The sequence below is a fragment of the Deltaproteobacteria bacterium genome (assembly GCA_026712905.1).
Classification (GTDB): Bacteria; Desulfobacterota; Binatia; order UBA9968; family JAJDTQ01; genus JAJDTQ01.
Genome location: JAPOPM010000215.1, coordinates 1 through 13,413, shown reverse-complemented (window position 1 = coordinate 13,413; position 13,413 = coordinate 1). Strand labels below are relative to the sequence as shown.

Here is a 13,413-nt window from a genome sequence, read left to right as displayed (position 1 = left end):
CGGTCCAAATCACCTCGGATGTGCCGCACGCCTTGCAGTCGCGGAAATACGTTTTCCCTGCCTTGCGAACCCGTATCTCGTTGCCTTGCCGTCCGTCGGGTCCGCATCGCGGGCACACCTTCGGCATCGAAGTATTCTTGCCGCACGCGCCGCACCGCCAGTAGTATCCGAACTTGCCCCAAGTCGCGGTGAGATCCTTTGAGCGGCAATGCCGGCACACCGGTTCGGTCGTGCTCGTGCGGCGCGTGGCCGTTCCTTGCGATGGTGGACGGTTCTGGTTTGAGGCGGTTCGGTCCTTCCGCGCTGGCGCGGCGGCGGAACGTTCCACGTGGCGAGCGGCAAGAAACTCGGCTACTGCCTTCGCTGCCTGTTCCTCGATGTCCCACAAACCGTACTCGCCCTGTGACTTGCCCAACGACGTCGCACCCTTGCGGTGGCGTTCCAGCTCCTGAGCGATCTTGTCCGGGACCAGATCGGCCTTGGTGACGAACACCGGGAACGGCTCCTGGGGTTCCTTCCAGCCATCGAGGCGGCCAATTCGCCCCCTGTCCGATACCGCGATGATGAGCTGAATCGGCGCATCCATGAACCCGGCGTGGTCCTTTCCCGTCAAGAGCCTGGCGATGGTACGCAATCCGATTGACTGCTTCCCAAACAACTTCTCGCGGTGCCGTTCCAGCAACGTCCGCAGGAACTCCGACTGGCGCCGCGCCTGTTGGATCGGGGAAGGCATCCCTGCCTCCCTGCCCTGGTACACGCGGCTCCACTCATCGCCGCCCGTGTCGTCGGGCCGGACTCGCACCTCCTCAGACACCGACTTGCTCTCGATGATGAACATCCCCCAGCGATGCACCACCAAGTGGTCGACCTGGCACACCCCGGGCGAGCCGTCCTGCTCGGGCTGCTCGCGATCCTCGACCCGCAGACCGTGCAACACGTGGGTCTCCGGATCGTCATGGAAACCGCGGTGCAGGTAGTGCGCCATCTGCCTCTCGGCTTCGACGCCGGCTCGAAGCCGCGGGTCCGTGGGTGCGGCCGGTTGCTTGTACGGCTTTTCAGTCATCTTGAATGCCACAGGCAGGGTGCCGTGGAGTATCGCGCCATGCTCGGACGCCAAGCCACCGACTCCAGAACGACGATGCGTGCAAATGCGCTGATTTGCGGGCTTGGGACCGGAGGGGGCCCTCTTGTGGGGCTGGACTACGTTGTTATGATGGTGAGCCCGCCCGTGGCGGGCGAGGGCTGGAGTTGCGGCTTACTCGATCTCCGTGGTTTCAGGTTCCGCTTCCCTGACCTTTCCCGCGGCTATTTCCCGCAGGGCCACGACGATCTCGCGGTTGTCGGAATCCACCAGGGGCTTGGCGCCTTTGAGGAGCTGTTTGGTTCGCTGGGAACCGAGCATCACCAGCTTGAAGCGGTTGGTGACTTCGTTCAGACAATCTTCGACGGTAATTCGTGCCACGGCAAATTCTCCCACTATGCGAACGTCGGCTGGCCGTTACGCGATGCTCTGTTGCTCCAGCGGTTCGTCCTGCCCGGAGGTTTCGATCTCGAAGCCCAGGTCCTCGATCATCCGATGGGCGTCGGTGGCGGCCTGACCCGACGTCGTCAGGTAGCCGTCGACGAAAATGGAGTTGGCCGGATAGAGGCTCAGGGGCTGGAGCGAACGCAGGTTGACTTCCCGGCCGCCGGCCACGCGGATCTCCTTGCTCGGGTTGACGAAACGGAACAGGCACAGAACCTTGAGACAGTATTGCGGGGTCAGGTTCGACCGCTCTTCCATGGGGGTTCCCGGGATGGCGTGCAGGAAATTGACCGGGATGGAGTCCACGTCCAGCTCCCGCAACGACACCGCCAGATCCACCACGTCGTCGTTCTGCTCGCCGAGCCCGATGATGCCGCCGCAACAGGTGGACAGCCCCGCCGCCTTGACGCTTTCCAGCGTCGCCACGCGGTCGTCATAGGTGTGGGTGGATACCACCTCCGGGTGGTAGCGGCTGCTGGTGTTGAGGTTGTGGTTGATCCGCTCCACGCCGGCATCCTTCAGGATCCGCGCCTTGGACTCCGTGAGCAGCCCCATGCACGCGCAGATGTTGATGGGGACCCGGCTCTTGATCTCGGCCACGGCCTCGGCCATCTTTTCCGTTTCCTTGAGCGTCGGACCGCGGCCGCTGTTGACCAGACAGAAGCGCATGGCGCCGGCCTGCTTGGCCTTGACGGCGGCGTCGACCAACACTTCCTTGGCGACGAACGGATACTTGTCGATCTCGGCGTCGGAAACCGACGATTGGGAGCAATAGCCACAATCCTCGGGACAAAGGCCGCTCTTGGCGTTCATCAACACGTGGATCTGCACCTTTTTCCCGTAGTAGTGGTAGCGGACGCGGAACGCGGCCTCGAGCAATTCCGGCAGCCTTTCGTCCGGGCCGTCGATGACCGACTTCATTTCCGCGGGCGACAGGAGTTGCCCGGCGAGCGACTTTTCCGCAAGCTCGGCGTACCTCGGTTCCACGTTGTTCATGGGGTTGTCGTGTAACATGAGGGGTGCGATCTTGCAACCAAACGCCCGCGCCGCGCCGCGCGGTTAACCGATGAACAGGTTGAAGATCTGACCCCGCTGATTCGACGCCGTCTTGGGCATCAGCAGCCGCGGCTCGGCCGCCAGGGCGCTTTGCGCGACCTCCCAGTTGGTCTGCGGCAACGGGTCGAGGGCCCGGATCTCGTCCAGCGTAAGGTACACCGCCCGGTCCACTTCGCGCCGGTCCGGGGTGGGCTCCTCGGTGAGTCCCCGGAGCAGCAATACCACGTACAGGCTGTTGCCGGAGTCCTCGTCGTACCGGCTGCGCACGCCAAGCACCCCCTGGACCTCGGCCTCCACTCCGGCCTCCTCGGCCACCTCCCGCACCACCGCATCCTCGATGGTCTCGTCCGGCTCGACGAAGCCGCCGGGCACCTGCCAGTTGCCGTGCCCGCGGCGCGACGCGCGCCGGACGAACAACAGCCGTCCGTCCCGCACCACCGCCCCGCCCACGCCGACGTTGTAACCCGTGTTGTAGCGTTCCGGTATCGCCATCTTGTCCCTTCCGTCCTGCCCGCGTGCTTTAGTTGCGGGACCCTGTGGTGTTATACCTTGGGCCATGAACGCGAGTCCAGCAACCTCCGCGCGGGACCCCCGCGTGAGAACGAACGGAGGAACCTGAATGGCTGACGCCTTAGGCTGGCGGCGAAAGTTCGCGGTCATCGCCCCCTCCACGAATACCTCGGTGCAGCCCGAGTTCGACGACATGCGGCCGCGCGGGGTCACCAACCACTTCGGCCGGATCTGGATACCCGATGATCCCATCCACGACGACGCGGACTTCGAGCAACTGATGGAGAACATCCGCGCGGAGGTGGACAACGCCATCGATCGGGTGATGACGTGCCGGCCCGACTACCTGATCATGGGCATGTCCTCCGAAACCTTCTGGGACGGCGCCGAGGGCAGTCAGCGGCTGCTGGAGGCCGTGCAGCAGCGGTCGGGGGTCGAAGTCGCCATGGGCTCCTATGCCTGCGAGGCGGCGTTCGAGGCCTACGGCGGCATCAAGCGCATCGGGGTGATCACGCCGTACATGCCCGTGGGCGACGCCCAAGTGGTGCGGTTCTTCACCGACTGCGGTTACGAGGTGGTGCGCCTCAAGGGCCTCAAGTGCGACAGCCCGGTGCAGATCGCCCATGTGCAGGCGGACACGCTGGAGGCGGCGATCCGGGAGGTGGACGGCGGCGACGTGGACGCGGTGGTGCAGGTGGGCACGAACCTGGCCATGGCGCGGCTGGCGGACGAGGCGGAACGCCGGCTCGGCAAGCCGGTCATCGCCATCAACACGGCCATCTACTGGTACGCGCTGCGGCAGAACGGACTGACGGACAGGATCGACGGCTTCGGCTCGTTGCTGTCGCGATTCTAGTGTGGTGTCTGGTTAATTCGCGTCATAATATGCGGAGGATTTTTTGTCGTCGGCAAGGCGCGATGACGAGCAGTGGCGTGCACCACGCGAGGAAGAGCAACGCAGCCGACGGCGAAAAAGACCCATATATTGTGTACTGATCTCACCTGATTTCCGCCATTTCTCGGGTAGCGGACAAGCGCCGTCATGTCAAGTCCCGTCACGACAGCCCTGCAATAACCCATTATATTACAGTAGTTTATGGTTAATTCCGAATCCCTCATGCTCCTGTGCCGTTCGGTCAAGCCACGCCAGATGATGACACCCCACACTGCACCGTGCGATTTCAGTGGGTTGCGTTTCGATTACGGTCCTGATAACATTTTCTTCGGTTTTCGGTTTCGCATTTCGAGACCGGAGGAGATCGCCCCATGCCCACGCGTCAACCCGTCAAGCTCACCAAGCGCGCCGTCGATGCGCTCGCCGTGGAATCGGGCGACACCGTGGTCTGGGACCGGGACCTACCGGGCTTCGGCATCCGGGTCTATGCCTCGGGCCGCAAGGTCTGGTGCGTGCAGACCCGCGGTGCGGGCAGGGGGCCGAAGCGCTTCGCGCTCGGCCGCTACGGGAGTCTGACGCCGGACGACGCGCGCCGCAAGGCCGCGCTCGCCATTGACCGCATCAAGCAGGGGCTGGAGCCCGTGCCTCCGCCTGCGGCGCCCGAGCCCACGGTGGCGGAGCTTGCCGAGCGCTACATGGAGGCCCATGTGCGGGTGAACTGCCGGCCCGCGACGATGGAGGCCTTCGAACGCATCCTGCGCCTCCACATCGTGCCGAAACTAGGCCTTTTGCGGCTCTCCGAGGTGGACCGCCCGCAGGTCTCGGAGTTCCACCACAAGCTCCGGGAGAAGCCCTATCGGGCGAACGCGGCGGTGGGTGTGCTGGCGAACATGTTCCGTCTTGCGGAAGCCTGGGGGATGACGCCGCCGCGGCGCAATCCGTGCCGGTCGGTGCGCCGCTACAGGGAAGCGCGCCGCGAGCGCTTCCTCACGCCCGGGGAGTACCGGGTGCTGGGCCGGGTGCTCGACGAAGCGGAGGCCGACGGCTCGGTGTTCCCCTCCGCCATTGGCGCGATCCGCCTCCTGCTGCTCACGGGCTGCCGCCGGAACGAGATCCTGACGCTCAGGTGGGACGACGTGGATCACACGGCGGGGGAGCTTCGGCTAAGGGACGGCAAGACAGGATGGCGGAGCGTGCCGCTCACGCCGGCGGTGGAGGCGGTGCTCGCGGGGATACCGAGGACGGAGGACAACCCGTGGGTGATCGCGGGGCGGAGGCCCGGGAAGCGACTCGGGAACCTCGATGCGATATGGATGAGGCTCCGCAAGCGGGCGAAGCTCGACGACGTGCGGCTCCACGACTGCCGTCACTCGTACGCGTCGCGGGCGCTGGCGCTGGGCGAGGGGCTTACGATGATAGGGGCGCTGCTGGGTCATGCGAAGGTGGGGACGACGGCGCGCTATGCGCACCTGGCGCGGGACACGGAGAAGGTTTCGGCCGCGCGGGTCGGGGGCAGCATCGGGGCGGACATCCTGCCGCCGGACGCGGTCTGAGCCGGAGGGAGGCACGGGTCCATGGCGAAACTCACCACGGCTACGATCTCGAAACGCACGGTGGAAGCGCTCGTGGTGGAGAAGGATACGGTCTACTGGGACTCGGAGCTTTCGGGCTTCGGGGTCCGCGCCTACCCGTCGGGGAGCAAGTACTACGTGGTGCAGACCCGGGCCAACGGCAGGGCGGCGAAGCGGGTGACGGTGGGCCGTCACGGGATCGTGACGGCGGAAGAAGCGCGCAGGCGGGCGGCACTGATCATCGCGCGGATCAAGGCGGGGGAGGAGCCGCTGGCGCAGCCGGCGGCGGCGCTGGCCGAGGGTCCCACGGTGGGGGAGATTGCGCGCCGGTGGCTTGAGGAGCACGTGGCCGTGCGGTGCAAGCCCAGGACGGTGGAGATGTACACGCTGATCGTCCGCAAGCACCTGCTGCCGGCGCTGGGCAGGGCGCCGGCGCTGGCGGTGGATCACAAGCGGGTGACGGAACTGCACCACTCGATGCGCGGGACGCCGTCGATGGCGAACCGGACGGTGGAGGCGCTGTCGCGCATCTGGAACTCGGCGGAGGACCGGGGGGAGATGCCGGAGGCGAGCAACCCGTGCCGGCTGGTGGTGAAGAACCGCGAGCGCGGGCGCGAGCGTTTTCTCAGCGAGGAGGAATTCCGCCGCCTGGGGCGGGCGCTGGCGGAGGCCGAGGCCGCAAGGGGAATGTCGGTGCACGCGGTGGCGGCGATCCGGCTGCTGCTGCTCACGGGGTTGCGGCGGAACGAGGTGCTGACGCTCCGCTGGCGGGACGTGGACCTCGATGCGCGCGAGCTCAGGCTCGCGGATTCCAAGCCCGGCGCGCGGGTGGCGCCGCTTTCGCCGGAAGCGGCCCGGGTGCTCGCCGGCATCCCGCGGGTGGAGGGGAACCCGCACGTGATTCCGGGGAAGAAGGCGGGTACGCACCTCCGGAACCTAAACGACCCCTGGGACCGGATACGCAGGCGCGCGAAGCTGGAGGACGTGCGGCTTCACGACTGCCGCCACTCGTTCGCGTCGCGGGCGCTGGCTCTCGGCGAGGGGCTGACCATGATCGGGAAGCTCCTGGGTCACACGAAGGTGGAGACCACCGCGCGGTACGCGCACCTGGCGCGGGAGTCGGTGCGCGAGTCCGCCATCCGCATCTCCAACAGCATCGCCGCCGACATCCTCAAGGGATGCCAGGTGGACGGCGGGGACGAAGCCCCTGCCGGAACAGCGGCCTGATCCCTGGACCGGTGAGGCCGTCCGGGCTGGAAAGAGTCTTTCGGAGCGGATCGAGCGCCCTTCCTTCCCTATCTGGTGGACGAGAGCCTCAAGCAAGATACCCGAGTAGCCGGCCCGCCTGTGGCGCTCCCTCAACAAGGAAAAGGCCAAAATGCCTAGATGAAAAAATTCGATCACTGTATTCTTGGATAGAGAAAAGGGAGTTCAAGAGTTTCAAAAAAGGGTCTTCCAATAAGCGGAACGTGAAGGAGGGGTCGCGTCGGGTCATGAATCCCGGCATCGGTTAGAGTCGAGGACTGGAGCGCCAACGTTAGGAGCCGTACGCACATGTTCAAACCCATCTGGAGAGATGAGCAGAATCGTTTCAATCGCATGTTGTTCAGCCTTGCTTTCATCTTTCTGTCAGGCTTGGTTGGTTGTGACAGCCGTGACGAACAGCGAGACGAGCAGAAACTCGCTCACTACCAGCAATTGCGAACCCTCTCCGCGCGACTGGATGCGTTTGAGAGCGGCCTCCAACAGCAGCAACGCGTGCTTCAGGGACAGTCGAGCGCCCTGAAAAAGATACTCGACAACGTTTCCCCCGCGAGCATGCCTCCAGAGTGGGAAGGCCGCCTCAAGGAGCTTGAAGATCAGGTGAGCGATGTCAGCCGATGGCCGAAGGACGCTAGCGAGGCCCGGCGCTTCCTCGACCAGACATCCGGACTCATCACCGGTCTTCCGGCTTGGGCCGAGCCGCAATACCTTCCGCGGCTCTCGCCGGTCCGATGGGCAGCGATGGCTTTCGCCGGTTTGAATGACCCGCCGGATGTGGCCCCGTCACTTGAACGAGTCAATCAAGTCGCCGACGAACTGCGCGCCTTTGCCGGCGCCAAGCCGGAGGGCGCCGCCGAGGCATTGGTTTCGGTGCTGCGGGAGCGCGCCGCCGAACTGGCTGGCGAAGCGGCGCGGCGGCGCGTCACCAAGGCGGTAGAGCAAGCGAAGCAATACCTGGAGGGCGGTCCGGGTGCCGCGGCAGAGGTTGCCGAGATCTACGAGTCTCTGGGGTTCCACGCGGCAGACCCGGAAAGGGGCGGCGCCGATCTCGATATCCCCACCCTGGTGAAGAAACTGTACAAGGAGATACTGCGACGCCAAGCCGTTGAGCAGGCCGCCACCCTGTGGGACCAATGGGAGACCGCACGGAAGCTGGAGCACGATCAACCCGCGCTCTACCAAGCATCCGCCAGGATGTTGCTGCAACAGGTGGTGGCAGCCCGTGTCGCTCTCGTTCTGGGAGGCGTCCTCCCGCCGGTCGAAGACGGGTTGGAGGGAGACTTGCGTCGCGCGGTAGCGACCATCGAAACGGCAGAGACCCGACGCGCTGAAGAGCGCCAAGCCCGCGCCGTGCGATCGTATCAGCGCTGGGTGCTTTCCGAAATCAGGAAGTTCGATGATGCGCTTCAGAGGATATCCAAAGAAGCTGATGATGCCAGTTCGTGGCTGGACACTGCCAAGTCGTTGGTGCCGGATAGACTGATGTCGGATAGCCCCGAGCGCCAGAAACGTCGTGAGTACCTCGACGCCGGGCAGTTTCACGAAGTCCGGCAAGCCATGATCGATCATCTCCTGCCCGTCAACCTCGCTTTGCTAGATCTGCCCGTTCACGAACGCTACCAGCAAGCCTTTCAAACAGGCTGGCGAGAGTTGGACGGACACGACGATCAAACAGACGTGGCGAAAGCCTCAGCGGTGACCGAGAAGAAATCGTTGCGGGACTTCCTGGAGGACGGATCGTGAGAAGTCACCGCATTATCGGTACTGCACTGTTCCTGCTCGCCCTGACGACGCTCATTGCCTCGCCGGCCCGTTCCGCCGTCTGGTCCCTGAACCTGCCCCTGACGCCACGGGAACAGGCAGCACAACTCTGGCTACTGGCCACGCCCGAGACGGTGCGAAGGCTATTTCCGTCCACGACAGCCGAGACCAATCTCTTCTATATTCAACACAACCACCGACGCGAATATCTTGGCGCAGGGTTGGAGTTAAATGAGCGGATAAACAAGCGGATAGGGATTTCGGAGAGCATCGGTGAACAGGGTCGCCACAGATTTGCAGCGGAGCGCGGTTGGACACAACTGCTCGCTTCGAGAAATCGCGGCATCCGCCAAGGGCCGGACTCCGTGTATTGGGACCGCCGATCGGGCCTCGTCCGTGTGCTTGAAGCGAAAGGAGGCAACTCCCCGATCGGGCACTTCTACAATGCCCGGCAAGACGAGAACCTATATTCGATCCGTGCGGCCAAACGTTTGCTCCGATCCCCGAAAGCTACAGAAAAAGCCAAGATTGGGGCGGCGCGCGTCATCGTGGCCGCACAACAGGGCGGCCTGGTCACCGGCGTCGTGCGCACTCGCCACGTTCTGGGCAAACCGGTAGCGCCCACACTTCAGAACGGGTGGAATCACGACAACGTGAAGCGTACAGCACGAACAATCGAACGAGAGTTAACCCAGGAGAATACCGACACTCGACGCTTCTTCCAGAAAGCCTGGAAGGACCAGTCCATTGCGATGTTGGAGTATCGAGCCGCACAGGGCGTGGCGATCCTGGGCGTGGTCAGGGTGGCGGGATTGGGTTGGGATACGTACCGGCAGCTCACGGTTGCCGAGCAGATGTGGAACGACCCCACTCTAGACGGGGGCCCTCTACCCTATTTGCAGACAGGCGTCGCACTGGGCAGGGCCGGGCAGTTAACGACCTTGGGCGCAAGTTCGTCCGCGACGTTCATGCGTCTCCCAACCACGGGATGGGTCCGGGCCGCCGGTGCCGGATTTCTGCCTGTCGCGTTCGGGGTAGAAGGAATGCTCTTGGCTACAGCGTATTACGAGTACCACTTGGGCCGTCTGAGTCGACGTGATTTCTACCGCCGCGCCACGGCTGTCGCCATCGTTCCGATGTTCAGCGCCGGCGGCGCCATTGTCGGCGGGACCGTCGGGCTCTACGCCGGCGGGGTGAGTGCACTTCCGGGTGCCGCAGCCGGCGCGAAACTCGCTGTCATCGTAGCGATATCGCTTCAATACGCGACAGACTACTTGTGGGAGCGGTACTACCGGGACTTCGACACCCGGCAGCTTCAACTCGTGAACGCAACGGTTGAAGAGTTCTACGGCCTCGATTCCGGCGGCGATGCAGATCCGCACTGACGGCTGACGCGGGCGGACTATTGCGGATGTGCGGTCACGTTGGCGTCCAGACGGGATCATGCCGGCCCGTCGAGTTGCTGCCCTGCCGCTGCCCGGCGCTCCTTGAGAGCAGGAACCGAGCGGCGCCCCGGCCGGCTGCCACAGGGACGTTTCCACCCCAAGAGATGCCAGACATGCATGAAAGGAGTGCTACGACATGGCATACGGTCTGACAGCAAAGAGAAAGATTGCCATAACTGGCTTGGCTCAAAGCGGCAAGACTTCCTTCTTGACCTCCTTGTTATGGCAATTGCACGAATTCGAGAATGCCCTATTTCACCTCGAAAACAACGTGCGGATCACACAGTTTCGCGAAGTTCGGGCCGCATCGACGTTTCCGTTTGACCGCTTTCGAAGTCTCATGTCCAGCGAAAACGGGAATTGGCCAACCAAAACGACCGATACCCATCGTTACATATGCACTTTCAAACGCTCTGATCGATCAAGAGCACGACAAGTGGAATTCGTCGACTTCCCCGGAGAACGTATCGCAGACGCGGGGATCGCGCTGTACGACGATTACGCAACTTGGTCCCGCTACATGTTTTCACAATTCGCCGCAGACTCCTCTCACCGGGGCGCCGCCCATGCTTTCGAGCAAGAGTTGGGGAACATCCTCGCGGCGTCCACAAACCGGTCGCAGAACGGTGTCGAGAATTTCGACCCGCGGTTGCAGCAGATCGCTCACAGCTACAAGTTGCTTTTGGCGCGCTATGCACGGGATTGCCGCATCCTGGTATCGCCATCCATATTCATGTTGGATCGCCATGGCGGTGAGGCAGACGGCGAGAATCCCGAGGCGTTGGCGGAACAGCGCTTGTGCGGTTTGGATGCGTCGAGTCAGTTCGCCCCGCTACCGACAAGCATGTTGAACGAGAATTCCGGGTTGGCGCAAGCCATGCAGACGCACTACAAACGTTACCGAAAGGAGTTCGTCATGCCAACTTTCGGCAATGTGACCGACGCTCAAGGCGTGATCGTGACGGTGGACATCACATCGCTGCTTGCCGGCGGAGTCGATCGTTACAACGACAATTGCGCGGTCCTCTTGGCTTTGTTCGAAAGCATGCAGAGGCATTCGTCCATCCACCGGGTACTCAACATATTTCGGAAATTGAGACTCTGGTCTTCGGCGGTGCAGCGGGTCGCGTTTGTGGCTACGAAATCCGACCTCGTGAGGGAAGACGATCTGAAGAAGGATCGCTTGAAGTCCTTGTTGCGCAGCATGACCCGGCGCGTAAAGGACCTGTTGCCCAGTGTGGAGATAAGGTGGTTTGACTGCAGCGCATGCATCTCGACCATTCAGATGGGCGAGAGCAGGCTGCGTGCGGTGGTGGACTATGACAGAGAACGACCATGGGTGGAATTTCCCGTGTCCGCGCTGCCAGATGAATGGCCGGACGAGTGGGGACCGGATTGCTACCGGTTCCGTAGAGTGGCAGCTCGTTCACCGCGTAACATCCAAAAGCCTCCCAGGCATCGCAATCTGGACGCCGTTTTCGACTTCGTCGCAATGTAGCGAGGGTTGGCAATGGATACGAAGAAAACGACCAGGAACTTATCTGAACGTAGGCAGGGCAACCAACCGTTGGGCACACCCCTATCCAGGATGGACGACGCCAGAGTGTTGAGCGATCAAGAGATCGAGGAGACGAAACACCTGGACCGCGATGCGTCGCCGCATCCGTTCGAGATGGAACCGCAACCGCCCGCGAACCTGAATGCCGAGACCACGACGACAGACTCACCGGAACTGACACGGAATGACCCACCGTTGGACACACCCGGAGCCAGGATGGACGAGGCCAGGGTGTTGAGCGACCAGGAGATCGAGGAGACAAGACGCCTGGAAGACGAGGCTTTGCGGCGGCAGTTCGAGAAGGAACTGCAACCACCCGCGAATTTCGCGCTGCCTCCCGGCATCCGTCGCGCCCTGACTTGGGGTGGGTGTGCAGTGGTGGCCGTGCTCGGACTCTTCCTCGTTTTTCAGGCCGCCGCGGCAGTTGACGACATCAGAGCCTTGCCGATACCGTTCAACTGGATCGCGGGCGGGTTCGGGCTGCTTTTCGTAGGGATACTTGGTTGGCTGATACTGAAACTCACCCTGACGCTGATCCGTTTGCAGCGCAATCCATCGGTGAACATGCGTGCTCTCCAGGCCCTTCAAGAACGCCGGCACATGCAGGAACTGGCCGCGGAACATGCCGAACAGGCCGTGCGCGAACTGCGAATCTACCTGGAGAACTACCAACTCGACAACCATGCTCACAGACGTTTGAGAGCCCTCGGTTTGACCGACGACGAGTGGGACGACCTCAGATACGCGCGGCGGTCACTCCTGGCGAACGACGAACCCTTGCCGTCGGACCAGTGGCTTTCGGAGTTCCGGGTCCAGTTCCAGTCGATCCTGGATCGCAGAGCGGAAGATCGCGTCAAGCAGTACGCTACGCGTGTGGGGGTTGGTACGGCCCTTGCGCCCAAGGCAGTGATCGACAGCGCCGTCGTGCTGTACGCATGCGTGGCGTTGATCAAGGACCTCACGTTCCTCTACCGACTGCGCCCGGCACCGGGGCAGACAGCGACGATTTTGACACGTTCGATAGCGGTCACTTACCTTGGCGGGCTGTCGCAGGACGCCGGCGAGGCGATTGCCGACTCGTTGCGGAGCGAAGTGAACGAATATCTGACGCAAGCCCTTGCCGTTGCGGCTACCAAGGTAACGGAAGGAGCCGTGAATGCTGCTCTCCTGTGGCGTTTGGGAAAGCGGGCGATTACTTTCCTTCAACCCGTACAGCCCACCGACTGAGGACGAAACGTGAGAAGACATCGGATGATCGGCGTGGCCGTGTTGGCGTTCACCGCGCCGGCCCGTTCCGCCGTCTCGTCCTTGCACCTGCCCCTGACCCCAAGGGAACAGCCTGCGCGGCTTTGGTTGCTGGCCACCCGGAAACGGCGCAAGGGCTGTTTCCGCCTGGGGCTACCGAGTCCAGGTTCCATTCTCAAACCACTATCGACGCGCATATGGCAGCGCGCCGCACTATGATCGAGTACGTCTTGCGGAAAGATTGGGGGAACAGGGCCGTGCCAAGTCCGGCGCGCAACGCGGTTGGACCGAGCTGCTCGGCTCGGTGAACCCCGGCATCCGCCAGGGACAGGACTCCTCGTATTGGAACCGCCGGACGCTTCGCCGCCGGCTACCGGAAAGTCGAAGCATGAGGCAGGCTCTCCCGGATGTCCGGGATGCCGGTCAGGAAGATCGCCTCACGCTGATGGCCCGTGTACGCGCAGTGGATGTATTCGTTCCAGTGGTTGGGCTCCGGGCCGTACTTCATCAGATGACCGTGCGCGTCGTCCGTCCGGGGCGGGTTCTTCGCCTTCATCCGCGCGCCCTCCCGCTCCAGATAGTCG

The 13,413-nt window shown here is 63.2% G+C and carries 12 protein-coding genes; 7 read left to right on the top strand and 5 right to left on the bottom strand.

Annotated elements, in window-relative coordinates; all coding sequences use genetic code 11:
• The 4 genes from OXF11_17745 to OXF11_17730 all read right to left on the bottom strand — a co-directional run.
• The coding region (locus OXF11_17745; GenBank protein ID MCY4488944.1) for a nuclease-related domain-containing protein at positions 1–1,063 on the bottom strand (1,063 nt) is incomplete at its 3' end.
• Positions 1,064–1,255: 192 nt separating this feature from the next.
• Positions 1,256–1,462, bottom strand: coding sequence for a DNA-directed RNA polymerase subunit omega (gene rpoZ, locus OXF11_17740; GenBank protein MCY4488943.1), 207 nt, complete (start codon positions 1,460–1,462; stop codon positions 1,256–1,258).
• A 36-nt stretch (positions 1,463–1,498) separates the two neighbouring features.
• Positions 1,499–2,521, bottom strand: a complete 1,023-nt coding sequence (bioB, locus tag OXF11_17735) for a biotin synthase BioB (protein MCY4488942.1) — start codon at positions 2,519–2,521, stop codon at positions 1,499–1,501.
• 63 nt (positions 2,522–2,584) lie between these two features.
• The gene (locus OXF11_17730; protein ID MCY4488941.1) at positions 2,585–3,073 is read right to left on the bottom strand and encodes an NUDIX domain-containing protein; all 489 of its coding nucleotides are present in this window, start codon (positions 3,071–3,073) and stop codon (positions 2,585–2,587) included.
• A gap of 127 nt (positions 3,074–3,200) precedes the next feature.
• Between OXF11_17730 and OXF11_17725 the strand changes: the two genes are divergently transcribed.
• The 7 genes from OXF11_17725 to OXF11_17695 all read left to right on the top strand — a co-directional run bounded on the left by OXF11_17725 (position 3,201) and on the right by OXF11_17695 (position 12,811).
• Positions 3,201–3,947, top strand: a complete 747-nt coding sequence (locus OXF11_17725) for an arylmalonate decarboxylase (protein ID MCY4488940.1) — start codon at positions 3,201–3,203, stop codon at positions 3,945–3,947.
• Positions 3,948–4,357: 410 nt separating this feature from the next.
• Positions 4,358–5,539: a site-specific integrase gene (locus tag OXF11_17720; GenBank protein MCY4488939.1), complete on the top strand. Its 1,182-nt coding sequence runs from the start codon at positions 4,358–4,360 to the stop codon at positions 5,537–5,539.
• A 21-nt stretch (positions 5,540–5,560) separates the two neighbouring features.
• Complete coding sequence (locus tag OXF11_17715; protein ID MCY4488938.1) at positions 5,561–6,784, top strand: tyrosine-type recombinase/integrase; 1,224 nt, start codon at positions 5,561–5,563, stop codon at positions 6,782–6,784.
• Between the two features lie 327 nt (positions 6,785–7,111).
• Complete coding sequence (locus OXF11_17710) at positions 7,112–8,563, top strand: hypothetical protein (GenBank protein ID MCY4488937.1); 1,452 nt, start codon at positions 7,112–7,114, stop codon at positions 8,561–8,563.
• On the top strand, positions 8,560–9,966 hold the full coding sequence (locus tag OXF11_17705) for a hypothetical protein (protein MCY4488936.1): 1,407 nt from the start codon (positions 8,560–8,562) through the stop codon (positions 9,964–9,966). The genes OXF11_17710 and OXF11_17705 overlap by 4 nt, the downstream gene beginning before the upstream one ends.
• 196 nt (positions 9,967–10,162) lie before the next feature.
• Positions 10,163–11,524 (top strand): YcjX family protein, encoded by a 1,362-nt coding sequence (locus OXF11_17700; GenBank protein MCY4488935.1) that lies wholly within the window; start codon positions 10,163–10,165, stop codon positions 11,522–11,524.
• 108 nt (positions 11,525–11,632) lie between these two features.
• Complete coding sequence (locus OXF11_17695) at positions 11,633–12,811, top strand: YcjF family protein (GenBank protein ID MCY4488934.1); 1,179 nt, start codon at positions 11,633–11,635, stop codon at positions 12,809–12,811.
• Between the two features lie 388 nt (positions 12,812–13,199).
• On the opposite strand, the gene OXF11_17690 is transcribed toward OXF11_17695, so the two are convergent.
• Positions 13,200–13,413 (bottom strand): hypothetical protein (locus OXF11_17690; protein MCY4488933.1); only part of this gene is annotated, 214 nt, incomplete at its 5' end.